Source organism: Bradyrhizobium sp. USDA 4503, from assembly GCF_054055815.1.
Genome location: NZ_JBSRXS010000001.1, coordinates 291921 through 315943, shown reverse-complemented (window position 1 = coordinate 315943; position 24023 = coordinate 291921). Strand labels below are relative to the sequence as shown.

24 protein-coding genes are annotated in these 24023 nt (G+C 65.0%); 8 read left to right on the top strand and 16 right to left on the bottom strand.

Features of this window, described 5'->3' with window-relative positions; all coding sequences use genetic code 11:
- Window positions 1-39 precede the first annotated feature (39 nt).
- From ACVMIH_RS01485 to ACVMIH_RS01475, 3 genes are all read left to right on the top strand, one after another.
- Complete coding sequence (locus ACVMIH_RS01485) at window positions 40-984, top strand: ABC transporter substrate-binding protein (protein WP_057015912.1); 945 nt, start codon at window positions 40-42, stop codon at window positions 982-984.
- A gap of 78 nt (window positions 985-1062) precedes the next feature.
- Window positions 1063-1836, top strand: coding sequence for an ABC transporter permease (locus ACVMIH_RS01480; protein WP_057015911.1), 774 nt, complete (start codon window positions 1063-1065; stop codon window positions 1834-1836).
- Window positions 1833-2618, top strand: coding sequence for an ABC transporter ATP-binding protein (locus ACVMIH_RS01475; RefSeq protein WP_168857084.1), 786 nt, complete (start codon window positions 1833-1835; stop codon window positions 2616-2618). Before ACVMIH_RS01480 ends, ACVMIH_RS01475 begins: the two co-directional genes overlap by 4 nt.
- 116 nt (window positions 2619-2734) lie before the next feature.
- Here the strand turns inward: ACVMIH_RS01475 and ACVMIH_RS01470 are convergent, their stop codons facing one another.
- From ACVMIH_RS01470 to urtA, 7 genes are all read right to left on the bottom strand, one after another.
- On the bottom strand, window positions 2735-3082 hold the full coding sequence (locus ACVMIH_RS01470; protein WP_057015943.1) for an FmdB family zinc ribbon protein: 348 nt from the start codon (window positions 3080-3082) through the stop codon (window positions 2735-2737).
- Between the two features lie 101 nt (window positions 3083-3183).
- Window positions 3184-4413, bottom strand: coding sequence for a formamidase (gene fmdA, locus ACVMIH_RS01465; protein ID WP_057015910.1), 1230 nt, complete (start codon window positions 4411-4413; stop codon window positions 3184-3186).
- A gap of 28 nt (window positions 4414-4441) precedes the next feature.
- Window positions 4442-5131 (bottom strand): urea ABC transporter ATP-binding subunit UrtE, encoded by a 690-nt coding sequence (urtE, locus tag ACVMIH_RS01460; RefSeq protein ID WP_050400072.1) that lies wholly within the window; start codon window positions 5129-5131, stop codon window positions 4442-4444.
- Between the two features lie 12 nt (window positions 5132-5143).
- Window positions 5144-5899, bottom strand: a complete 756-nt coding sequence (gene urtD / locus ACVMIH_RS01455) for an urea ABC transporter ATP-binding protein UrtD (protein ID WP_057015909.1) — start codon at window positions 5897-5899, stop codon at window positions 5144-5146.
- A 12-nt stretch (window positions 5900-5911) separates the two neighbouring features.
- On the bottom strand, window positions 5912-7048 hold the full coding sequence (gene urtC, locus ACVMIH_RS01450) for an urea ABC transporter permease subunit UrtC (RefSeq protein WP_057015908.1): 1137 nt from the start codon (window positions 7046-7048) through the stop codon (window positions 5912-5914).
- 17 nt (window positions 7049-7065) lie between these two features.
- Complete coding sequence (gene urtB / locus ACVMIH_RS01445; RefSeq protein WP_057015942.1) at window positions 7066-7992, bottom strand: urea ABC transporter permease subunit UrtB; 927 nt, start codon at window positions 7990-7992, stop codon at window positions 7066-7068.
- 171 nt (window positions 7993-8163) lie between these two features.
- Window positions 8164-9426, bottom strand: a complete 1263-nt coding sequence (urtA, locus tag ACVMIH_RS01440) for an urea ABC transporter substrate-binding protein (RefSeq protein ID WP_057015907.1) — start codon at window positions 9424-9426, stop codon at window positions 8164-8166.
- A 169-nt stretch (window positions 9427-9595) separates the two neighbouring features.
- Here urtA and ACVMIH_RS01435 point away from each other — a divergent pair, with 169 nt between their 5' ends.
- A complete protein-coding gene (locus tag ACVMIH_RS01435; protein WP_456860480.1) occupies window positions 9596-12964 on the top strand; it encodes a hybrid sensor histidine kinase/response regulator in 3369 nt (1122 codons plus the stop codon).
- Window positions 12954-13880: a response regulator transcription factor gene (locus ACVMIH_RS01430; RefSeq protein WP_076833513.1), complete on the top strand. Its 927-nt coding sequence runs from the start codon at window positions 12954-12956 to the stop codon at window positions 13878-13880. Before ACVMIH_RS01435 ends, ACVMIH_RS01430 begins: the two co-directional genes overlap by 11 nt.
- A gap of 53 nt (window positions 13881-13933) precedes the next feature.
- Here the strand turns inward: ACVMIH_RS01430 and ACVMIH_RS01425 are convergent, their stop codons facing one another.
- Window positions 13934-14929 (bottom strand): AraC family transcriptional regulator, encoded by a 996-nt coding sequence (locus ACVMIH_RS01425; RefSeq protein ID WP_229189279.1) that lies wholly within the window; start codon window positions 14927-14929, stop codon window positions 13934-13936.
- Window positions 14930-15060: 131 nt separating this feature from the next.
- Between ACVMIH_RS01425 and ACVMIH_RS01420 the strand changes: the two genes are divergently transcribed.
- Together ACVMIH_RS01420 and ACVMIH_RS01415 are read left to right on the top strand one after the other, a co-directional pair.
- Window positions 15061-15597 carry a carboxymuconolactone decarboxylase family protein gene (locus ACVMIH_RS01420; protein WP_456860478.1) on the top strand — a complete coding sequence of 179 codons (537 nt, stop codon included), beginning with the start codon at window positions 15061-15063 and terminating at the stop codon, window positions 15595-15597.
- Between the two features lie 37 nt (window positions 15598-15634).
- Entirely contained in the window at window positions 15635-16141 is a 507-nt protein-coding gene (locus tag ACVMIH_RS01415; protein WP_057015903.1) for a YkgB family protein, read from the top strand.
- Window positions 16142-16707: 566 nt separating this feature from the next.
- On the opposite strand, the gene cobF is transcribed toward ACVMIH_RS01415, so the two are convergent.
- Genes cobF through cbiE form a run of 6 tightly spaced genes read right to left on the bottom strand, consistent with a single transcriptional unit; the run spans window position 16708 to window position 21837 of the window.
- Complete coding sequence (cobF, locus tag ACVMIH_RS01410) at window positions 16708-17457, bottom strand: precorrin-6A synthase (deacetylating) (RefSeq protein WP_456851805.1); 750 nt, start codon at window positions 17455-17457, stop codon at window positions 16708-16710.
- A gap of 7 nt (window positions 17458-17464) precedes the next feature.
- Window positions 17465-18193 carry a uroporphyrinogen-III C-methyltransferase gene (gene cobA / locus ACVMIH_RS01405; protein ID WP_057015901.1) on the bottom strand — a complete coding sequence of 243 codons (729 nt, stop codon included), beginning with the start codon at window positions 18191-18193 and terminating at the stop codon, window positions 17465-17467.
- Window positions 18190-19500: a cobyrinate a,c-diamide synthase gene (locus ACVMIH_RS01400; RefSeq protein ID WP_057015900.1), complete on the bottom strand. Its 1311-nt coding sequence runs from the start codon at window positions 19498-19500 to the stop codon at window positions 18190-18192. The genes cobA and ACVMIH_RS01400 overlap by 4 nt, the downstream gene beginning before the upstream one ends.
- Complete coding sequence (gene cobM / locus ACVMIH_RS01395) at window positions 19497-20294, bottom strand: precorrin-4 C(11)-methyltransferase (RefSeq protein WP_456860475.1); 798 nt, start codon at window positions 20292-20294, stop codon at window positions 19497-19499. The genes ACVMIH_RS01400 and cobM overlap by 4 nt, the downstream gene beginning before the upstream one ends.
- Window positions 20291-20659: a cobalamin biosynthesis protein gene (locus ACVMIH_RS01390; RefSeq protein WP_057015941.1), complete on the bottom strand. Its 369-nt coding sequence runs from the start codon at window positions 20657-20659 to the stop codon at window positions 20291-20293. The genes cobM and ACVMIH_RS01390 overlap by 4 nt, the downstream gene beginning before the upstream one ends.
- Window positions 20656-21837 carry a precorrin-6y C5,15-methyltransferase (decarboxylating) subunit CbiE gene (cbiE, locus tag ACVMIH_RS01385; protein WP_456860473.1) on the bottom strand — a complete coding sequence of 394 codons (1182 nt, stop codon included), beginning with the start codon at window positions 21835-21837 and terminating at the stop codon, window positions 20656-20658. The genes ACVMIH_RS01390 and cbiE overlap by 4 nt, the downstream gene beginning before the upstream one ends.
- Between cbiE and ACVMIH_RS01380 the strand changes: the two genes are divergently transcribed.
- Window positions 21836-22585: a cobalt-precorrin-6A reductase gene (locus tag ACVMIH_RS01380; protein ID WP_456860471.1), complete on the top strand. Its 750-nt coding sequence runs from the start codon at window positions 21836-21838 to the stop codon at window positions 22583-22585. The two genes, cbiE and ACVMIH_RS01380, sit on opposite strands and share 2 nt — an antisense overlap.
- Here the strand turns inward: ACVMIH_RS01380 and cobJ are convergent.
- Window positions 22561-23295 (bottom strand): precorrin-3B C(17)-methyltransferase, encoded by a 735-nt coding sequence (gene cobJ / locus ACVMIH_RS01375; protein WP_076833496.1) that lies wholly within the window; start codon window positions 23293-23295, stop codon window positions 22561-22563. The two genes, ACVMIH_RS01380 and cobJ, sit on opposite strands and share 25 nt — an antisense overlap.
- On the bottom strand, window positions 23292-24023 hold the full coding sequence (locus ACVMIH_RS01370; protein ID WP_456860469.1) for a precorrin-2 C(20)-methyltransferase: 732 nt from the start codon (window positions 24021-24023) through the stop codon (window positions 23292-23294). Before ACVMIH_RS01370 ends, cobJ begins: the two co-directional genes overlap by 4 nt.

The window sequence follows — 24023 nt, the reverse complement described above, 5'->3', positions numbered from 1 at the left end:
TCAACTGGGTTCAATCCATCGTTCAAGGGGTCGACAATCATGCGTTCCTTCAAGCTATTGCCCGCAATCGCAGTGTTGCTCGCGTCCACGGGCGCGTTCGCGGATGACGTCAAGGTCGGCGTCGGCATCTCCGGATGGACCGGCTTCGCGCCGCTGACGCTCGCCAAGGAGGCCGGCATCTTCAAGAAGAACGGCCTCGACGTGACCCTGAAGAAGATTCCGCAGAAGGACCGCCATCTCGCGATCGCCTCGGGCGACATCCAGTGCGCGGCCACCACGGTCGAGACCTGGATCTCCTGGAACGCCAATGGCGTCGCGACCAAGCAGATCTTCCAACTCGACAAGAGCTATGGCGCCGACGGCATGGCCGTGCGCAACGACATCGCCGCGATCAAGGACCTCAAGGGCAAGACCGTCGCGGCGTCGGCGCCCGGCACCTCTCCGTATTTCGCGCTGGCCTGGATGCTGAAGAAGAACGGCCTCACGGTGAAAGACGTCACCGTGGTGAATCTGGAGCCGGCCGCCGCAGCGCAGGCCTTCGTCTCCGGCCAGAACGATGCCGCGATGACCTACGAGCCTTATCTGTCGACGGTGCGCGCCGCTCCCGACAAGGGCAAGATCATCGCGACCACGCTCGACTACCCGATCGTGATGGATACGTTCGGCTGCACGCCGAAATTCCTGACCGACAATCCGAAGGCGGCGCAGGCGCTTGCCAACAGCTATTTCGAGGCGCTCGACATGATCGCCAAGGACCAGGCCAAGTCCTACGAGATCATGGGCGCTGACGTGAAGCAGACCGGCGAGCAGTTCGGCAACTCGGCAAAGTACCTGCGCTGGCAGGACAAGGCCGCCAACCAGAAATTCTTCGCCGGCGACTTCCTGACCTTCAACAAGGACGCTGCCGAGCTGCTGCTCGAGGTCGGCATCATCAAGGCCGCGCCGAAGGTCGAGGACATCTACGACGCCAGCTTCATCAAGTAACGCAGCAACCATTTCGACCGGTCCCGCATCGCGACACAGCTGGCGGGACCGGCGCATAAGCTACTTCCGGATCATTTGATGCGTCCTCTCGAGCCCACGACATCGAAGCAGCGCGTGGCCTATGGCCTCGCCTTCTTCGTGCTGTTCGTCGCCCTCTGGTCCTGGGCAACGTTCGGCGGCCATGTGTCGAGGACCTTCCTCGCCAACCCGCTGACCATGGTGCAGGAGGGCTATGAGCTGCTCGCAAAGCAGGGCTTTCTGTTCGACATCGGGATGACGATCTGGCGCGTGATCGGCGGGTTTGTGCTTGCGGCCGTCATCGCGGTGCCGCTCGGCGTACTGATGGGCGCCTACAAGCCGATCGAGGCCTTTCTCGAGCCCTTTGTGTCCTTTGCGCGCTATCTGCCGGCATCCGCCTTCATCCCGCTGCTGATCCTGTGGGCGGGCATCGGTGAGTTGCAGAAGCTGCTTGTGATCTTCATCGGCGCAGTATTTCAGATCATCCTGATGGTCGCCGTCACCGTCGGTGCCACACGGCGCGACCTGGTGGAGGCCGCCTACACGCTCGGCGCCCGCGACCGCGGCATCATCCGCCGCGTGCTGCTGCCCTCCGCCGCGCCCGAGATTGCCGAAATCCTTCGGCTCGTGCTGGGCTGGGCCTGGACCTACGTCATCGTGGCCGAATTGATCGGCTCATCATCCGGCATCGGACACATGATCACCGACAGCCAGGCGCTGCTCAACACGGGCCAGATCATCTTCGGCATCATCGTGATCGGGCTGATCGGCCTGATCTCCGATTTCCTGTTCAAGGCCTTCAACGCCTGGCTGTTCCCGTGGAAGCTCGCATGACCGCGCTCAGGATCGATCAGGTCTCGCGAACCTTCCCCGCCCGCGCCGGCAACGCGCCGACGAGAGCGCTCGAGCCGACCACGCTCGACGTCGGCAACAACGACTTCGTCACCATCCTCGGCCCCTCCGGATGCGGAAAGTCCACTTTGCTCCGGATCATCGCCGGGCTCGACCGGCCGACCAGCGGACGGGTCACGCTCGACGGGCGCGAAATCACCGGCCCCGGCGCCGATCGCGGCATGGTGTTTCAGTCCTACACATTGTTTCCGTGGCTGACGGTGCGGGAGAATATCGCCTTCGGCCTGCGCGAGCGCGGCGTGTCGCAAGCGGAGCGCCACGAGATCGCCGATGCGTTCATTCGCCGGGTCGGGCTATCGGGCTTCGAAAATCACTGGCCCAAGCAGCTGTCGGGCGGCATGCAGCAGCGCACCGCGATTGCCCGTGCGCTGGCCAACGATCCGAAGATCCTGCTGCTCGACGAGCCGTTCGGCGCGCTGGACAACCAGACGCGCGCGCTGATGCAGGAGATGCTGCTGGGGATCTGGGAGCGCGACCAGAAAACGGTGCTGTTCGTCACCCACGACATCGAGGAAGCGATCTTCCTCGGCAGCCGCGTCATCGTCATGAGCGCGCGTCCGGGCCGCATCAAGGCCGAGATCGCAGTCGACCTGCCGCATCCCCGGTCCTACAAGATCAAGACCACGCCCGAATTCGTCGCCCTGAAGGAACGGCTGGTCGAGGAAATCCGCACCGAAGCCCTGAAGGTCGCCGAACAGGCCTGATGATCAGCCACGCTTCTAGAGCCCTTCCCGTTCCGAGTGAATCGGGACGGGCTCCAGACTCTTGTTTTGACGCGTTTTCTTAACGCGAACCGGTATCCACTTCGCTCGAAAACGCTCTAATGGCTGATCATCCAGGGCCGCGCGGTCGGAAAGCCCTTGGCGCCGCTCTTGGTTTTGGTCATCAGCCGTGCCGGCTTCTTCCTTCCCGTCGAGCAGCAGCCGCAGCCCGGGCCGTGCGCCGCCTTGTATTGATCGAGCGTCTTCGGCGCGTGGCGGCTCTGCTCGTTGGTGGCGTGGGCCTTGCGCTTGTCGGAGGGCATGCAGAAGAACGCCGGCGCGGTCAGGATCACGCGCGGCGACGTCGTCTCGCATTGCGGGCAGTCCTGCGGCAGGTCGCATTCCGCCATCGGCCGCATGTCGGTGAACGGGCCGCAGTCGTTGCAGAGATATTCGTAGATCGGCATTTCCTTCATCCTTGCGCAATCGTGCGTGACATCCGGCGATGGATGCGGGGCGGCCAATACGCAGCCGTCCCGCACCCTTCGCGCAGGGATCACCAAAAGGATCACTTGTCCGGCGAGATTGGCATCTGCACGTCGCCCGTGATGTGCTTGATCGGTCCCGCCGACGACGGCATGACGTCGAAGTCGAAGATCTCGGTCGGCAGCCACAACGTGGCGCAGGCATTCGGCACGTCGACGACGCCGGAGATGTGACCCTGGCACGGCGCGGTGCCGAGGATCGAATAGGCCTGGGCGCCGGAGTAGCCGAACTTCTTCAGATACTCGATCGCGTTCAGGCAGGCCTGGCGATAGGCGATGTGGACGTCGAGATAATGCTGCTTGCCGGCCTCGTCGACCGAGATGCCCTCGAAAATCAGGTAATCCTTGTAGTTCGGCGTGATCGGCGACGGCTTGAACACGGGGTTCTTGATGCCGTATTTCGAGACGCCGTCCTTGATGACGTCGACCTTGATGTGCAGCCAGCCGGCCATTTCGATCGCGCCGCAGAAGGTGATCTCGCCGTCGCCCTGGCTGAAATGCAGATCGCCCATCGAGAGGCCGCCGCCCGGCACATAGACCGGGAAGTAGATCTTCGAGCCGCGCGACAGATCCTTGATGTCGCAATTGCCGCCGTGCTCGCGCGGCGGCACGGTGCGGGCGCCCTCGAGGCCGATCTTGGCCTTGACGTCACCCTTGGCCTGGCCGGCATGCGCGGTCGGCGCGAACGGCGGATTGGCAAGGCCCGGCACCCGGGTCGGGTTGGTCGCGATCAGCTCGGCCTCGCGCTTGTTCCAGGCCGCCAGCATCTTGGCATCGGGCAGACAGCCGATCAGGCCGGGATGGATCAGGCCGGCGAAGTTGACGCCGGGCACGTGGCGCGACGAGGTGTAGAGGCCCTTGATGTCCCAGATCGACTTCTGCGCCAGCGGGAAATGGTCGGTAAGGAAGCCGCCGCCATTCTGCTTGGAGAAGAAGCCGTTGAAGCCCCACAGGCTCTCCTTCAAGGGACCGACGTCGAGCAGGTCGACGACGAGGAGGTCGCCAGGCTCGGCGCCCTTGACGCCGATCGGGCCGGACAGGAAGTGCACGATCGACAGATCGATATCGCGCACGTCGTCGGCGGAATCGTTGTTCTTGATGAAACCGCCGGTCCAGTCGACGGTCTCGATGATGAAGTCGTCGCCGGGGCTGACCCACTCGACGATCGGAACCTCCGGATGCCAGCGGTTGTGGATCTTGTCGTTTTCGTAGGCCGACTTGCTGAGATCGACCTTGATCAGTGTATCTGGCATCGCATTGCTCCCCTTGGGTTACTGATAGTTAGACGGACAGGTACTTGGAAATCTGCGCGGCATCGACGCTGGCGCGCGGATCGTCGCGGACGATCTCGCCATTCTCGATGACGAGCACCCGGTCGGCGATGTCGAGCGCGAAGCTCAGGACCTGTTCGGAGACCACAATCGACAGCCCGCGCTCGTCGCGGATCCGCTTCAGGGTGCGCGCCATGTCCTTGATGATCGACGGCTGGATGCCTTCGGTCGGCTCGTCCAGCAGCAGCACCTTCGGCTTGGTCGCCAGAGCGCGGGCGATCGCGAGCTGCTGCTGCTGTCCACCCGAGAGATTGCCGCCGCGGCGGCCCTTCATCTCGAGCAGCACCGGAAACAGCTCATAGATGTCGCCCGGTACCTCGGAGCCGCCTGACACCACGAGCCCGGTCTCGATGTTCTCCTTCACCGTCATCGTGGAGAAGATCATGCGACCCTGCGGCACATAGGCGAGCCCCTTCGCGACCCGCTCGTAGCTCTTCATCGCGCCGAGCTCGGTGCCGTCCATGGTCACCTTGCCGCTCTTGGCCGGCAGGATGCCCATCAGCGACTTCATCAGCGTGGTCTTGCCCATGCCGTTGCGGCCCATGATCGCGACGATCTCGTTGGGCGCGACCGAGACGTTGAGGCCGTGCAGCACCTCGCTCTGGCCATAGGCGACGTGAAGATCATTGATTGCCAGCATCGTCCCGGTTCCTCAGTGGCCCAAATACACTTCGATGACTTTCGGATCGTTCTTGACGTGCTCCATCGTTCCCTCGGACAGGATCTGTCCCTGGTGCAGCACCGTGACCTTGTGCGCGATGTCCTCGACGAACTTCATGTCGTGCTCGATCACCAGCACCGAACGGTCCTTGATGATGCGGTTGAGCAGCTCGGCCGTCTTGGCGCGCTCGGACACGCTCATGCCGGCGACCGGCTCGTCGAGCATCAAGAGGTCCGGATCCTGGATCAGCAGCATGCCGATCTCGAGCCACTGCTTCTGGCCATGGCTCAACTGGTCGGCATAGGTGTTGAGCTTGTCCTTCAGGAAGATCATCTCGGCGACCTCCTCGACCCGCTGCCTGACGGTATCGTCGCGCTGGAAGGTCAGCGAGCCGAACACGGTCCGGCCGCGCGGGAAGGAAATCTCGAGGTTCTCAAACACGGTGAGATCCTCGAACACCGACGGCGTCTGGAACTTGCGTCCCACCCCGGCCTGCACGATCTCGTTCTCGCGCAACCTGGTCAGCTCCTGGCCACGGAACTGGATCGAGCCTGACGTCGCCCTGGTCTTGCCGCAGATCAGGTCGAGCACCGTGGTCTTGCCGGCGCCGTTCGGGCCGATGATGACGCGGATCTCGTTCTCCTCAACATAGAAGGAGAGATCGTTCACGGCCTTGAAGCCATCGAACGACACAGTGAGACCGGAGACCGCGAGCAGGAAGTCCTTGGGCTGATGGCCGACGAGCATGATGATCCCTCCTCACTCGGCCGGTGCGCCGTCGGCGATCAGGCCGGCCGCCGATTTCGATTTGCGTGATGCCAGCAGGCGATCGATGCGCGGCTGGACGTGGTCCGCCCAGATGCCGGAGAGCCCGTTCGGGAAGGCGAGCACGACCGCGATGAACAGCGCGCCGAGGCCGAACAGCCAGAGCTGCGGGAAGGACTCCGAGAGGCTGGTCTTGGCGAAATTGACCAGGAGCGCGCCCCAGACTGCGCCGAAGATCGACATCCGGCCGCCGACCGCGGTGTAGATCACCATCTCGATCGACGGCACGATGCCGACGAAGGACGGCGACATGAAGCCGACCTCGAGCGTGAACATGGCGCCGCCGATCGCAGCAAACACCGCCGCGGCGCAGAATGCGAAGATCTTGAAGTTGGCGACGCTGTAACCGGAGAAGCGCACGCGATCCTCCTGCTCCCGCATTGCCACCAGGATGCGCCCGAGTTTTGTCAGGCGGATGAACTGCGCGACGCAGATGCAGCCGAACAGCAGCACAACCTCGACGAAATACAGAATGAACTTGGCGTGATCGGTGCGGATGTCCCAGCCGTGCAGCGTGCGTAAGTCGGTAATGCCGTTGATGCCACCAGTGTAGCCTTGCTGCCCGACAATCAGAATAGTGAGGATCGCGGCGATCGCTTGCGTGATGATGGCAAAGTACACGCCGCCGACCCGACGCTTGAACATCGCGGCACCGATGATCAGCGCGAAGACCGCGGGAACCAGCAAGATCGCAAGCAGCGTGACCGGGAAGCTGTGGAACGGCTTCCAGAAGAAAGGCAGCGAGGTGAGCTGGTTCCAGTCCATGAAGTCGGGGATGCCCGGCGTCGACTGGATCTTGGTGTTCGCGACCGACGACGCCTCGAGCTTGAGGTACATCGCCATGCAGTAGCCGCCGAGGCCGAAGAACACGCCCTGCCCCAGGCTCAGGATGCCGCCATAGCCCCAGCACAGCACGAGGCCGATCCCGACGAAGGCGTAGGTCAAATATTTGGCGACGAGGTTGAGGCGGAAGATATCCAGCGACAGCGGCAGGATGACAAACAACAGCACTGCGAGCGCAAGGAAGCCGAGCAGTTCGGAGCGATTGAAAAAGCGCGAGTTGATGATCATGACCAGCCTGCTTGTTCTTATTTGCGGACCTTGAGCGCGAAGAGCCCCTGCGGACGCACCATCAGGATCGCGACGATCGTCAGCAGCGTGATCACCTTGGCCATCGATCCCGACAGGAAGAATTCCAGCGTCGATTGGGTCTGCGAGATCGAGAAGGCGGAGGCGATGGTGCCGAACAGCGAAGCCGCACCGCCGAACACGACGACCAGGAAGGTGTCGACGATGTAGAGCTGGCCGGCGGTCGGTCCGGTCGAGCCGATCATGGTGAAGGCCGAGCCGGCGATCCCGGCGATGCCGCAGCCGAGGCCAAAGGTGTAACGATCGACCTTCTCGGTGTTGATGCCGACGGCGCCCGCCATCACGCGGTTCTGCACCACGGCGCGCACCTGCTTGCCCCAGCTTGACCAGAACAGCACATAGGCGACCGCGATCGTGATCAGGATGGTCAGCGCCATCACGAACATGCCGTTGATCGGTATCTGGATGGAGTCGGTCGCTTGCCAGGAGCCCATCATCCATTCCGGCAGTTCGACGCCGACCTCGCGCGCGCCGAAGACCGAACGATAGGCCTGTTGCAGGATCAGGCTGAGGCCCCAGGTCGCCAGCAGCGTGTCGAGCGGACGCTTGTAGAGATGGCGTATCAGCGCCCACTCGACCAGCATGCCGAGCGCGCCTGACGCAGTGAACGCGAGGATCATTGCGATGAAGAAGTAACCGGGGAACAGCCAGGGCGCGACGTGCTGCACGGCGTTCGACGTCATCCAGGTGACGTACGCCCCCAGGATCATGAACTCGCCGTGGGCCATGTTGATGACGCCCATCTGGCCGAAGATGATGGCAAGGCCCAGCGCCATCAGCACATAGACGGAGAACAGGATGAGCCCGGCAAATCCCTGCATCGCAAGGATGGCGCCGAGATCGCTGATCGAATAGTCGCCGAACATCTGGTCCTCCGTCATTCCAAGGGGCACGCGCCGCCGGTCAAGCGACGCTCGTTCCGTAGCGTGGACGATGACGTCCACGCCACGATGCGTTGTGGAGCTTCGTAGCCCGGGTGAGCGGGTGCGATACCCGGGACGGTCCCGCATATCGCCCCGCTCATGCGAGCTACTGGCTCACTGGTAGCCCTTGGGGAACGGATCCGGCTCGACGAGATCGGCGGTCTCGTAGATCAGCTCGTACTGGCCGTCGGCCTTGGCGCGTCCGACGCGGGTCTTCGACCAGAGGTGATGATTCTCGTGGATCCGGACGTAACCTTCCGGCGCGCCCTTGAACTCGACGCCGGGCGACGCGGCCGCCACCTTGTCGATGTCGAAGGAGCCGGCCTTCTCCACCGTCAACTTCCACAGCCACGGACCGAGATAGGCAGCCTGGGTGACGTCTCCGATCACGGTCTTCTCGCCCCACATCTTCTTGAAGGCGGGCACGAAGGCCTTGTTGTTCGGATTGTCGAGCGACTGGAAGTATTTCATGCAGGCATAGGCGCCGGCGATGTTCTCGCCGCCGATGCCGTCGATCTCGTCCTCGGTGACCGAGATCGTGAGCAGCGTCTGCTTGGACAAGTCGATGCCGGCCGCCTTGAGCTGCTTGTAGAATGCGACGTTGGAGCCGCCGACGATGATCGCGTAGATCACGTCCGGCTTGGTCAGCTTGATCTTGTTGATGACCGAGTTGAACTGGGTCGAGCCGAGCGGGAAGTATTCCTCGCCGACCACCTTGCAGCCCTGCAGATGGTTCTCGATGTGCTTGCGCGCGATCTTGTTCGAGGTGCGTGGCCAGATGTAGTCCGAGCCGAGCAGGTAGAAGCTCTTGGCGCCCTTGGTCTTGTTGACCCAGTCGAGGCCGGCGATGATCTGCTGGGTCGCCTCCTGCCCGGTGTAGATCACGTTCTTGGACTGCTCGAGGCCTTCATAGAAGGTCGGGTAGTACAGCATGCCGTTGTACTGCTCGAACACCGGCAGCACCGCCTTGCGCGAGGCCGAGGTCCAGCAGCCCATTACGGCCGCGCATTTGTCGTTGACCAGCAGCTTCTTGGCCTTTTCCGCGAAGGTCGGCCAGTCGCTGGCGCCGTCTTCCTGGATGAACTTGATCTTGCGGCCGAGCACGCCGCCGGCGGCATTGATCTGCTCGATCGCGAGCTTCTCGGCCTCGACCGACCCGGTCTCGGAGATCGCCATGGTGCCGGTGACGGAATGCAGGATGCCGACCGTGACTTCGCTATCGGTGACTGCAAGACCCGTGGTATTGACCGCAGAGGTTGCAGGAACGTCGGCAAATGCCGGACGGCCCAGCATCGAAACGGCCGGCAATGCCGCCATTCCCATCAAGAGCTTGCGCCGGAGCGGAGACTTCAGGCCTGGTTTTGGTTCGTCTGACATGAGCACCCCATCTGGTTCGAGAACGCTTATTGATCAGGCGAGGATTGCTCACTTTTGTGCAGCGCACTGATACGTGAGATCGCGTATACTGCACCGCAAAATAGCGACGTAGGTTTTTGGTACGGGATTTGCCCGCGATCAGCGCATCGTGGACCAGGAGTTCAAACGAGTGGCAGGGCGGCAGCGGATAGACCGCGTCAGGCGCCAGTACAATCAATGGGTCGCCAACCAGACGCTGGAAGACTACGCGCTGCGCTTCACCGCCAAGAGCGCGCGGCGCTGGTCCGCCGCCCGCGTCGCCAACACCGCGCTCGGCGCGATCTCCTTCCTCGCGCTGGAGGCGATCGGCGGCACCATCACCCTGAACTATGGCGCGATGAACGCCTCCGCCGCGATCCTGGTCGTCAGCGTCATCATCTTCCTCTGCGGACTGCCGATCGCCTACCATGCCGCGAAAAGCGGCATCGACATCGACCTGCTGACCCGCGGCGCCGGCTTCGGCTATATCGGCTCGACCATCACCTCGCTGATCTACGCCTCCTTCACCTTCATTTTCTTCGCGATCGAGGCGGTGATCCTGGCCAGCGCGCTCGACATGTGCTTCGGCATCCCGCGACCGATCGGCTATTTGATCAGCGCAGTCGTGATCATTCCGCTGGTCATCTACGGCATCACGCTGATCAGCCGCTTCCAGCTCTGGACCCAGCCGCTGTGGATCATCCTCCACATCATGCCGTTCGCGGCGATCGCCTGGGCCAATCCGCATTCCTTCACCGAGTGGCGCAAATTCGCCGGCGATCACGGCGATCCCGCAGGGACTCTCGACCTGCTGCTGTTCGGCACCGCCGCCTCCGTCGTGTTCGCGCTGGTGGCGCAGATCGGCGAGCAGGTCGACTTCCTGCGCTTTCTGCCGCGCGACCGCCGCACCTCGCGCAAGGCCTGGTGGATCGCGCTGCTGAGCGCCGGTCCCGGCTGGATCGTGCTCGGCGCGCTCAAGCTGCTGGCCGGTTCGTTCCTGGCCTTCTTCGCGCTCAGCCACGGCGTCTCGGCCGAGCACGCGGCCGAGCCGGCCAACATGTATCTCGAAGCCTTCCGCTACGTGCTGTCGCAGCCGGATCTGGCAATGGCGCTGACCGGGACATTTGTGATCCTGTCGCAGGTCAAGATCAACGTCACCAACGCCTATGCCGGCTCGATCGCCTGGTCGAATTTCTTCTCCCGCCTCACCCACTCGCATCCGGGCCGCGTGGTGTGGCTGGTGTTCAATGTCGTCGTCGCGCTCCTGCTGATGGAGATCGGCGTCTACAAGGCGTTGGAGCAGACGCTCGCGCTCTACTCCAACGTCGCGATCGCCTGGGTCGGCGCGCTGGTGGCCGATCTCGTCGTCAACAAGCCGCTCGGCCTGCGGCCGCAGCACATCGAGTTCAAGCGCGCCCATCTCTGCGATATCAATCCGGTCGGCGTCGGCGCGATGACGATCGCCACCGTGGTCTCGATCAGCGCGTTCTATGGCCTGTTCGGCCCGACCGCGAAGGCGCTGTCGGCCTTCGTTGCGCTTGCGGTCGCGTTCGTCACGGCTCCCCTGATCGCCTGGGCCACCGACGGCAAGTACTACATCGCCCGCAAGCCGAAGCGGAGCTGGCAGAACATCGAGTCGATCCAGTGCTGCATCTGCGAGCATGCGTTCGAGCCCGAGGACATGGCTTCCTGCCCGGCCTATGCAGGCCCGATCTGCTCACTGTGCTGCTCGCTCGACGCACGCTGCCATGACCTCTGCAAGCCGCATGGCCGGATCGGCGCACAGGTCTCGGACGCGCTGGGCAAGGTGATGCCGCAGCCGATCTACGCCCGCATCAATTCACAGCTCGGGCATTACCTCGGCGTGTTCGCCGTCTCAGCCGGCCTCGTGGCGCTGGTGCTCGGCCTGATCTACCTGCAGACCACGGCGGCCGTGCATGCCAATGAATTGCTGGCCGACGTGCTCTGGAAGGTGTTCTTTGCGCTGACCCTCATCATCGGCGTGGTCGCCTGGCTGTTCGTGCTGGCGCAACAAAGCCGGCGCGCCGCGGAAGCGGAAACGCGCCGGCAGACCACGCTGCTGATCCAGGAGATCGACGCCCACAAGCGCACCGATGCCGAACTGCAGCGCGCCAAGGAAGTCGCCGAGTCAGCCAATCTCGCCAAAAGCCGCTACGTCGTGGGCCTCAGCCACGAGCTTCGCTCGCCGCTGAATGCGATCTCCGGCTACGCGCAATTGCTGGAGCAGGACGACAGCCTGCAGGTGCGGCCGCGCGAGCAGGTGCGCGTCGTCCGCCGCAGCGCCGATCATCTGTCTGGGCTGATCGACGGCATCCTCGATATCTCCAAGATCGAGGCCGGCCGGCTCTACCTGTCGCGCGACGAAGTGCGGCTGAACGATTTCCTCGAGCAGCTGGTCGGCATGTTCCGCCTGCAAGCCGCAGCAAAAGGCATCGACTTCGTGTTCAAACGGCCGGCCGTGCTGCCCGTCGTGGTCTATGCCGACGAGAAGCGGCTGCGTCAGATCCTGATCAACCTGCTGTCGAACGCGATCAAGTTCACGCAATCCGGCCAGGTCCAGTTCGTGGTGCATTACCGCAGCCCGGTCGCAGAGTTCGAGGTGATCGATACCGGGCCGGGCATCCAGCCCGACGACCTCGAGCGGATCTTCGCGCCGTTCGAGCGCGGTGCGCTCGGCGTCACCCAGCCGCAGACCGGCACCGGGCTTGGCCTGACCATCAGCCGCCTGCTCGCGGGCGTGATGGGCGGCGACATCAAGGTCCTGAGCACGGTCGGCACCGGCAGCACCTTCCGCGTCAAGCTGCTGCTGTCGGAGGTCACCAATCCGCGGCGCGATGCACCGGTCGATGCTCCCGTGTACGGCTATCACGGTCCGCGCAAGACCATCCTGATCACCGACGACGACCCGACCCACCGCGACCTGTTGCGCGAGATCCTGACGCCGCTCGGCTTCATCCTGCTCAGCGCGCCGGACGGACCGGGCTGCCTTGCCCTCGCACAGCATTGCCGGCCGGACTTATTTCTGCTCGACATCTCGATGGCGGGCATGGACGGCTGGACGGTCGCCGAAACCCTGCGCTCCGACGGCCATCACCAGGCGCGGATCCTGATGATCTCGGCCAGCGCGCTGGAGGCTCATGGCGCGCCGCTGGCGCAGCCATTCCATGACGGCTACCTGATGAAGCCGATCGACATCCCGCGGCTGCTCGAGACCATCCGCCAGTTGCTCAAGATCGAGTGGCAGTATGAGGCCGAGCCGGCCCCGCCTCCGCAATGGAAGCCCGAGAGTGGTTCGCGGCCGCCGGTGAAATATGTCGAAGAGCTGATCAGCCTCGGCCAGCTCGGCTATGTCAGGGCGATCCAGCTCAAGCTCGACGAGATCGGCAATGAGTGTCCCGAACATGCCGATTTCGTCGGCCAGATGCGCACGCTGATCGACCGGTTCGATCTCGATCAATATATGGCGACGTTGAAGACATTGCACAGCTATGACCATTGAACAGAAGAAGCGCGACGTCGCGCTCGTCGTCGACGACTCACCCGAGACGTTGCGTCTCTTGACCGATGCGCTCGACGGAGCTGGCATGACCGTGATGGTCGCGCTCGACGGCGCCTCGGCGATGCGCATCGTCGAACAGATCACGCCCGATATCGTGTTGCTCGATGCCGTGATGCCCGGCATGGACGGTTTCGAGACCTGCCGGCGGCTGAAGCGCGACGCAGGGCTCGACGGCGTGCCGATCATCTTCATGACGGGCCTCGCCGAGACCGAGCATATCGTGCGCGGGCTGGAGGCCGGCGGCGTCGACTATGTCACGAAGCCGATCGTGGTCGAGGAGATGCTCGCGCGCATCCGGGTCCATCTCGCCAATGCGCGGATGACGCAAAGCGCCCGCGCGGCGCTCGACGTCTCCGGCCGCTATCTGCTCGCCGTGAACAGCGCCGGCGCGCTGCTGTGGGCGACGCCGCAGGCACAGCGACTGCTGTCGGATACGCTCGCCGACGCCGCCGACAATTTCGCGCTGCCGGACCCGATGCCGCAATGGCTCGAGCAGGCGCAGAAGGGCGGCACGGGAAAGAAGACAGCGACCGTGGCGTCGTTCCCCGGCAACGAACAGCTTCGGCTGCAATATATGGGCAAGCTCGGGCCCAACGAATTCCTGCTGCGGCTCGCCAAGGACACCAGCGGCGACATGCCAGCCGAGTTCTCCAGCGAGCTCGGCCTGACCACCCGCGAGGGCGAGGTGCTGTCCTGGCTCTCCAAGGGCAAGACCAACCGCGACATCGCGCAGATCCTCGGCCTCAGCCCGCGTACCGTCGACAAGCACCTCGAGCAGATCTACGCCAAGCTCGGCGTCGAGAACCGCACCGCCGCCGCCGCGATCGCGGTCAACGCGAGGCATCGCAAGTCTTGATCAAGCGCACTCTGCGCCTCGCGCATCGAAACGTACGCGAGGCACGGGGGACGCTACGCATCCACAGTCGGCGAACTGCCTTTCCGATCAGCTGGCACCGCAGATTCCAACGACACGTCGTGTTCCGGCGGCTGCGTCTTTCGCCACTGCGCCGGCGTCACGCCCATGTGGCTCTTGAAGGCGCGCTGAAAGGCAGCCTCCGATTGATACCCGACCATCTCTGCCACGGCGCCCGTCGAAAGCGATGATCCCTTCAACTCGTTCGCCGCAAGTGTCATCCTGATATCGGTGAGCAGATCGCTGGCCGATCGCCCGAGCTTGTCCTGGAACTGCCGCGCCAGCGTCGCGCGCGACATGTTGCAAAGCCGTGCGAGCTCCGGCAGCGACCACGCATGCGCGGGCTCCTTGAACATGGCGGCCACCGCCGGTGCGAGCCTGGGATCGCCGACCAGGGCGAGAAGTCCCCGTGACGTTGCATCGGTCTCGCTGGCAAGCCGCAGCACAAGCGCGAACATTGCCGTGGACAGCGCATTCAGCATGGCGTGGCCGCCCAGATGATCGTCGGCCGTTTCGCTGCGCATCAGCGACACGAGCCCGGCGAGCTGCGCAGCCGTTCCCTTTCCCGCACGCGTGCCGGCATGCACGACAAGACGCGGCGGAAGATAACCGCGCAACAGACGGTCGTGTGGCGGTGCAATCGCGAAGTGCCCGCACAACAGGTCAAGCCGTTCGTCCGATCCGAGGTTTTCGCTGATCGTGAAATTCTCCGCCGCCCGGTTGCGCGCCGGCAGCGGTGTCGCCCCGCTTCCGTCGTGCATCACGTGTCGCGGGTTGCCGGGAAGCAGGAGGATGTCGCCGGGCTTCAGCAGCAACGGCCGTCCGCCCGCGGCGTCGTCCAGGATCGCCGAGCCGGCAAGCACCGCATGATAGGGGATTTCGCTGGTTACACCCGGTCCCTGCTCGATACGCCAGGGCACGCTGTAGCTGCAGCGCAGGTCGAGCCGCCCGCGCACCGGCATCATCTCGAACAGCCGGCTCAGCCAATCCATAGCCAAATTCCCCTGAAGCAGTTCATGAGACGATTGAGCATATAAACGAGCAATATGGATATTCAATGTCTCAAATCTCGATCCTATTGTCACTCCGCAATCGTTCACTACCCCGAACAAGGAGTGCCACCATGTCTCGTCTCTCAGTTCCGAACCTCGAAGCCGATATCGGTCCGTCGGGCCAGGTCTACGCCCAGATCAAGAAGGCGATCGGCGCCGTCCCGAACACCTACGCGGCGATTGCCGCCCACGGTCCGGCCGCGCTCAAATCGATCCTCGCGGCCGATGCCGTCCTGACTGGCGGTAGCCTGCCCCGGCGCGACCTGGAGATCGTCAAGCTCGTGATCAGCGCTGCCAGCGGCTGCGATTATTGTGTCGCCGCGCACTCGCATCTCGCCAGGCTCGCCGGCGTGAATGCCGATGTGCTCAAGCAGATCCGCGACGGCGCGCCGACCGGTGACGCCAAGCGCGATGCGCTCGTGCATTTCGTGCGCAAGCTCGCGCAGTCGAGCGGCACCGTGAGCGACGAGGATTTCGCCGCGATCAAGTCCGCCGGCTACAGCGACGCGCAACTGGTCGAGATCAGCCTGGCGTTTGCGACCACGGTCTTCACCAACGTCTTCAACCGCATCAACGACACCGACATCGACTTCCCGGCAGTCGCGTGAAGCGACCGGGCGATGTCACGCGAAAAGGATCACGACCATGACCACGCTTGCCAACACCACACAAAATCCGCTTGTCCGCGCGCTTCATAGGTCCGGCCTGCTCGCGGAAGATCTCGACTATCACGTCGTCCGGGCCGCGATGGTGATCATGTTCCTGTTCTTCGGTTACCAGAAGTGGTTTCCGTACGAGTTCGAACGGCTGGTCCCGTTCATCAGCAACGGGCCGCTGATCTGGTGGCTGTACCCAGCGTTCGGCCACGCCGGCGCCAGCTACTTCCTTGGCGCCTCTGAGTGGACGTTCGGTTCGCTGCTGCTCGCGGGCTTCTGGGACAAGCGGCTAGGCGTGCTCGGCGCCCTCGGCTCGACCGGAACCTTCATCGCGACGGTCACCATCATTCCGTTCATGCCCGATGGCTGGGACGTTGCCGCCGGTGGCTTCCCCGCGATGACCGGTAACGTGCCCTTCCTGATGAAGGACGTCGTCCTGCTCGCCGTCTCGCTCTACCTGCTGCGACAGGACGTGGTTCGTCTGATCAGGCAATAGCTGATCGCGATTGATCGCCGGTGGGCCTCGGGCGTGCCGGCGATCGCGCGTGGTATTGAGCAGACGCAGCATTTCTCTCGAACACAACGACATGGCAGTCACTATTGCTGCACGGTCCAGCGGCCCATGCTCCTTAAGAGCCGAGCCATAACCCATTGCCGAACTTGCATAACGCGTTGAAAATCGGCTCCGCGCGATCGGCTGCGCTGTCGCCCGCTCGACGACGCACCGCCGCTTCCATGCACGAATGATCCGGTAGCTCTCCGGCCATGAACATAGTTCCGCCGCGCGGTCTGGGCTAAAAGGAGCGCCGGTGTTGTTCTGGGGTGAGTTGATGAAGAAGGACGACGTCACATGCCCGCGTTGCGGGGCTGGATTCCGACGCCTTGAGCTGGCATCCGGGTCAGGAAGTGAGGGCGAGTATCGCTGCCCGGTTTGCGAGACGACCCTCGAGCAGTTCGATGGCGACAAGCTTGTCGCTTACCGCCTGACCATCCAACCATCGATTCGCGGGTTGAAGACCTAGCGGCCCCGCTGCATGGAATGCCCCCGGAGCAAAATCTGGATCACGAACTCCGCTTCAGGACATAGCTGTCCATGATCCAGCCGTGCCGCTGGCGTGCCTCGCGTCGCGCGGCGACGATGCGAGGGCCCACCACTGCCAGTTCCCCCGCCATGACGATCTGATCGGGCATGCCGAGATAGGCGCCCCACCAGATTTGCAGTCCGGCAGGATCCAGCGTCTGGAAGGCGGCGCCGCCGTCGAGCATCACGACCACGGTGTCGAGGCCGGGCGGCCAGCCGCCATCGCGCAGCCGCCGGCCGGTCGTCACGAGGAACGGCTCGCCGATCTCATTGAGCGGCAGCGCATGCGCCGCGCACAGCGCCTGGATCGACGTGATGCCCGGGATCACCTCGATCGATGGCAACGGATCGAGCCGTCTCGCAATCCGCAGGCTCGAATCGTAGAGCGAGGGATCGCCCCAGATCAGCAGGGCGACGCGTCCCTCCCCGCCGAGATGGCGCGCGATTTCCTGCGACCACGTCGCGGCGATCGCATCGTGCCAATCGTCCACACCCTTGCGATAGTCCTCCTCACCGGCGTCACGCACCGGCAGGTCGAACTCGGCAATGCGTGTGCAGTCATTGCTCAACGCTTCTGCGCAGATGGTGCGACGCAACTCGGCGAGATCCGACTTCGCCGTCCCCTTGCGCGGGATCAGGATCAGGTCGGCGGCATTGATCGCGGCGGTCGCGGCGAAAGTGAGCTGCCGGGGATCACCACAACCGATGCCGATCAGGGACAGCGTCAACATGGCCGCGTCACCCTTGTTCCGGCGCCAGCGCACCGAACAGGATAACGGCAGCCGCCGTGGCCGCGCCGGCATGCGTGAGCTGTTCGGCCAGCGCTGCGATCGTGGTGCGAAGCAGCCGCTCGTCGGTGTGCCCGAGCGATTCCGCCAGCAGTGCGGGCGTGTCGGGCGCGAGGCCGTGCGCGATCAGCCTTGCGGCCAATGCCGGGAAGGTCCGCCGCCCCATGTAGACGACGGTGGTCGCTTCCGGATCGGCCAGCGCCGCCCAGTTCAGATCCGCGGGCAATTCGCCCGTCACATCGGCGCCGGTGACGAACTGGACCCGGCGCGAGGTCAGCCGACGCGTCAGCGGAATGCCGGCCTGCGCGGCGGCAACCGAGGCCGAGGTCACACCGGGAATGATTTCGTAGCCGATGCCGGCCGCGCGCAGCGCTTCGATCTCCTCCTCGAGCCGTCCAAAAATACCGGCGTCGCCGGATTTCAGCCGCACGACCCGCACGCCGGCGGTGGCATAATCGACCAGCAGCCGGCTGACATGGTGCTGCTTCGCCGACAGGCGGCCGGCGCGCTTGCCGACCGCGACGAGGTTGGCGCCGGCGCGCGCGAGATCGAGGATCGCGCCCGAGGCAAGATCGTCATAGAGCACCACATCGGCCTTGCGCAGCCGCGCCGCTCCCTTCATGGTCAGGAGTTCGGGATCGCCGGGACCGGCCGAGACGAAGGAAACGAATCCGCTCACCGGTCCTCCGCAATCAGATGGAAGAATGTACCCGTCGCACAGCCGCGCCGCGATCCGGTCTCCGCAACGATCGTACCGGTCGCATCACGCACCACCGCGAGCGGCGTGTCGGGCTGCGCGATGATCGTCGAATAGTGAAACTCGTGGCCGCGCAGGCGTGCGCCTGGGCCGTGGCCGGGCATCGGTGCGGCGAGCTCGGCGAGCCGGTAGCCCAGATGCATGCGGCGCTTGGCATAGCTCGTCTCAAGGCCGAGCAGGCCCGCCATCTCGTGGCGCACGCCGTCGGCATCGGTCAATGCGGCGCCCAGCACCATGTAGCCCCCGCATTCGCCATGCACCGGCCGCGTCTCGGCGAAGGCGCGGAGCCGCCCGAGAAATTGCCTGTTGGCCGCAAGCCGGCCGGCATGCAGTTCGGGATAGCCGCCGGGCAGCCAGCACACATCGGCGTCCGCGTCGGGGCCTTCGTCCGCAAGCGGCGAGAACGTCACGATCTCAGCGCCGGCCGCGCGCCAGGCTTCCAGCATGTGCGGATAGACGAACGAGAATGCGGTATCGCGCGCCAGCGCAATGCGCTGGCCGGGCGGCGTGATGTCCAGGCTGGGTACGGCGGATTGCGGCGACCAGACCTCGGCCGATTTCAGCACGGCGTCGAGATCGACATGCTCGGCGACGAAGCGTGCGGCTTCGTCGATCAGACCGTCGATTTGAGCCTGCTCTTCGGCCTGTACCAGGCCGAGGTGACGCTTCGGCAAGGCGATCTCGGCGTGGCGCGGCAGCGATCCCAACACCGGGATGCCCGCGCCTTCCATGGCACTGCGCACCAGGGCTTCATGCCGTGCGCTCGCGACGCGATTGAGGACGACGCCGGCAAGCCGTACGCCGGCGCGAAAATCACGCAATCCCGCCGCGACTGCCGCTGCCGTCTGTGCGTGGCCGGAGGGATCGATCACCAGCAATACCGGCCATCCCATCATCTCGGCGATGTCGGCGGTGGCGCCGGTCCCCGAGACGCCCCGCGCGGCGACGCCGTCGAACAGTCCCATCGAGCCTTCCGCCAGCACGAGATCGGCGTCCGCGCCGCGGCCTGCCAAATGCGCGATCGCTTCGCGCGCCATCGCCCAGCTATCGATGTTGACAGACGGGCGTCCCGTGGCGACCGCGTGAAAGGCGGGATCGATGTAATCAGGCCCACTCTTGAGGCATTGTACCTTGAGACCACGATTGCGATAGGCGCGCGCCAACGCCAGGGTCAGCGTCGTCTTGCCGACACCGGATGCCGGCGCAGAGATGACGAGCGCCGCGGTCATTGCGATGATTCCGGCGACGATTCCGGAAAACGCGGCGCCGCCCCGACCGGACGGTAGCGACGGTCGTAGTCAGCTGCATAGAGACGGCTCTCGGCGAATTCGTCCGCGCCGAGCGTCTTGCCGACCAGAATGAGCGCAGTGCGTTCGAGCTCGGGGCCGACGGCGGTATCGAGCGTCGCGAGCGTGCCGCGCACGATGCGCTGGTCCGGCCAGCTCGCGCGCCAGACGATCGCAACCGGGCAATCCGCGCCGTAGTGCGGCGTGAGCTCGGCGATGACCTTGTCGAGCAGATGGATCGAAAGATGGATCGCCAGCACCGCGCCGGTCGCGGCAAAGGCTGCGAGCGTCTCGCCATCAGGCATCGCGCTCGCCCGGCCCGGCGTGCGCGTCAGCACCACCGATTGCGCAAGGCCCGGCAGCGTGAGCTCGGCCTCCAGCGCCGCCGCGGCTGCCGAGAAGGCCGGCACCCCGGGCGTGACCGAATACGGAATCCGCAACGCGCGCAGCCGGCGCAGCTGCTCGCCCATCGCCGACCAGATCGAGAGATCGCCCGAATGCAGCCGCGCGACGTCCTTGCCCTCCGCATGCGCGGCAGCGAGCTCGGCGATGATTTGGTCGAGCGAGAGCGACGCGGTGTTGACGATGCGCGCATCCGGCGGACAATGCGCCAGAACACCCGCTGGCACCAGCGATCCGGCATAGAGACAAACCGGGCACGAGGCGATGAGATCGCGCCCGCGCAGGGTCAGCAAATCGGCAGCGCCAGGCCCTGCGCCGATGAAATGCACCGTCATTCGCCGTCTCCTTCCGCGATCGCCGCAACGGCCATCCGGTCCGGTGACGCGGTCCTGATCGAGATCAGGCGCGCACCGCGCCCTGCTGCAGCGATCGCCGCAGCTTCGGCGACCGAGCCCGTTCCGAATCTCGCCTCGATGAACTCGGATTGCGTTGCAGTCTTTATTTCAGCCAGGACCCCGGCGGGAATGCTCAGGACCGGCAGCCCCAATTCCCGCGCCAAGTCCCTCAATGCCGCCGCATCGGCCTTGTCACTCACCGTTGCAATTGCCGCAAGGCTGTCGGAACCGCCTGCCGCGTCGAGTGCGTCGCGCAAGGACGCGACACTGGCATTGCGCCTGAATCCGAGACCGGCGACTTTCATCGGAGCGCGCTCCATTGCACGATCGGCCGCGCGGCCTTCCAGGCGCGATAGCGGCCCAATGGCTCGGCCTGCGCGATCTCGAGGCGCATCAACTCGCCGCCATGACGCCGGTGCAGATCGGAGAGCAGCGCCTCTGTCTCCAAGGTCACCGCATGTGCGACCAGCCGCGTGCCCGGCGCGATCCGCGACCAGATCGCATCGAACATCGCGGCGTCGAGGCCGCCGCCGATGAACACAGCGTCAGGCGCGGCGAGGTCCGATAAAGCGCCGGGGGCCTCGCCTTCGATGATCGTGATCCGATGCGCCAGGCCGAAGCTCGCCGCATTGCTGCGGATGTTGGCGGCGCGTTCGCTGCGGGCTTCGACGGCGATCGCCATCCCTCCACACAGCGCCCACTCGATCGAGATCGAGCCCGAGCCCGAGCCGACATCCCACAGCCGCTCACCGGGCCGCGGCGCGAGCGCCGACAGCGCAAGCGCGCGGACCGGCCGCTTTGTCATTTGCCCGTCATGCACAAAGAGCGCATCGGCAAGACCCGAGCTGCGTGCGATTCCCTGCGCTCCCCGCGCCTCCAGCGCGATCGCGACCAGGCTCTCGCCTGAATCACCCGCATACGAGTCGGCGCGATGCTGCGTGATGGATTCACGCGGTCCGCCAAGCGCCGCAAGCGTCCATATTGCCGACGCCCCCCAACCACGCTCCGTCAGCCAGCGCGCAAGGTCGGAAGCTGCCTTGCCGTCACGCAGCAGGCAGATGATCCGCGCATCGCGCACTAGATGCGGCAACAGCCGCTCGAACGGCGCGGCATGAAGACCGAGACAGACAGCATTCTCGATACGCCAGCCCAAACGAGCCGCCGCCAGTGAGAACGTCGACGGCGCGGAGTGCGCGACCCACTCACCGGCCTGCAGCTTCTCGACAAGGCTTCCGCCGACGCCATGCCAGAACGGATCGCCCGACGCGAGCACCGCCGTCGGACGGCCGCGACAGCTCAGCACGATGTTCGCATCGAACGGCACCGGCCAGGCACGGCCGCGGTCGGTGATGCCGGCGAGCGCGAGGTGCCGTTGGCCGCCGAAAACTGTGTCGGCTTCGGACAGCGCCTTTCGGCTTGCATCGGAGAGGCCGGCAAGGCCATCTTCGCCGATGCCGATGATGGTCAACCAGGGATTATCCATGATGCGCGCCCTGATCCTGGGCGGAACGGCCGATGCCAATCTGCTCGCCGCTGCGATCGCACGCGCGGGCATCGATGCGGTCTATTCCTATGGCGGCCGCACCCACACGCCAGCCGACCAGCCGCTGCCGACCAGGATCGGCGGCTTCGGCGGCGTCGACGGTCTTGCCGACTATCTCCACCGCGAAGCCATCACGCATGTGGTCGATGCGACGCATCCCTTCGCCGCCGAGATGAGCCGCAACGCCATCGCGGCCTGCGCGCAGACCGCAACGCCCCTGCTCGCGCTGGAACGCGCGCCTTGGGACAAAGCCGCGGGCGATCGCTGGATCGAAGTCGCGGACGTCGTCTCCGCGGCCGCGGCCTTGCCGGACAGCCGCGCCAGCGTGTTCCTCGCGATCGGCCGCCAGCACGTCGCGCCGTTCGGCGCCCGGCCGCAGCATGCCTATACGTTGCGGTTCGTCGACCCGCCCGAGCAAGCGCTTCCATTGCCCGATGCCGACGTCATTGTGTCGCGCGGCCCCTTCACGCTCGAGGGTGAGCTCGCGATGATGCGCACGCGTCGCGTCGAATGGATCGTCGCCCGCAACTCCGGCGGAACCGGCGCGCGCGCCAAGATCGACGCCGCCCGCGTGCTCGGCCTTCCCGTCATCATGATCACACGGCCGTCGCTGCCCGACCGGCCACGGGTGGAAAGCGTGAGCGAGGTGATGCAGTGGCTCGGTCATCGAACCTGCCTCGGGGCGTAGACCCAGCGGCCGACCCGCCGTGTCGCCGAATTGCCGACGATCACGAGCGTCCGCATGTCGGCCATGTCTGGCCTTGCGTCGCGCAGTTCGACCGTCTCGATCCGCTGCTCGGGCGTGCTGACGGAGCGCGCGAACACCACGATCCGCTCGTCACAGCCGGCCTCGCGCAAGATCTCGAGCGCGCGCCCAAAACCTTCCGGCCGGCTGGCCGAGCGCGGATTGTACATCGCGATCGCGAAATCCGCTTCGGCCGCAAGCCGCAGGCGTTTCTCGATCAGCGGCCAGGGCTTGAGATTGTCGGAGAGATTGATCGCGCAGAAATCATGACCGAGCGGCGCGCCGGCGCTTGCCGCCGCCGCCAGCATCGCCGTCACGCCGGGCAGAACGCGAATCGGCAGGTCGTGCCATTGCGGCGCGTCCTCTAGCGCTTCGAACACGGCCGATGCCATCGCAAACACGCCGGGATCGCCTGAGGAAACCACGACGACGTGGCCTCCTTCCGACGCGAGCCGCAGCGCGTCAGCGGCGCGCTGCGACTCCACGCGATTGTCCGAGGGATGCAGCGTGAGCCCGGCGCGCGGCGGCACGCGCGTCACATAGGGCGCATAGCCGACGATGTCGGTCGCGGCCGCGAGCGCAGCAGCGACCTCCGGCGTGATCAGCGCCTCGGCGCCCGGGCCGAGCCCCGCGATGGTCAGCGTGCCGGTCATTGCGCGACCTCCCTGCGCCGCCCCTGCCCGTGCACCAGCACGATCGCAAAATACGGACAATCGGCCTCGCCGACATCTGCAAGCCGTGCGACGCGCTGATCCGGCATGGTGCCGCGTTCGACCAGCCACGCATCATCGAGGCGCCCCGCGGACGCCAGCGCGCGGCGAATCTTCGGAAGATTGCGACCGGTCTTCATGACGACCAGCGCGTCGGAGCTGCGCATCCGCTCGGCGAGCTCCGCCTCCGGCAGCGTCCCCATCAGAACGGTCGTCACATCGTCGGCCAGCGCAATCGGCTGACCCACCGAATTCCAGCAGCCGACCATGCCGGGAATGCCGGCGATCACCTCGATCTCGACACGCCCCTGCAGCCGTGCATGCAGATGCATAAATGAACCATAGAAATAGGGATCGCCCTCGCAGAGCACGACGATGTCGACCCCGCGCGCAAATCGCGCCAGGCGCTCGGCCCATTCGTCATAGAAGTCGGCAAGCAGCCGCGCATAGTCCGGACTGTCGAACGCGATCTCCGTGGTGACCGGATATTCCATCGGATATTCGCTGACGTCTGCGGCGAGCAAGCCTTCGACAATGCGGCGCGCCTGCCCCGGCTGGCCCTTTTTGCGAAAATAGGCGACGTGCTTCGCGGCACGCACAACGCGGTCGGCGCGCACGCTCATCAGGTCCGGATCGCCTGGGCCGAGGCCGCAGCAGATGATACGTCCCAT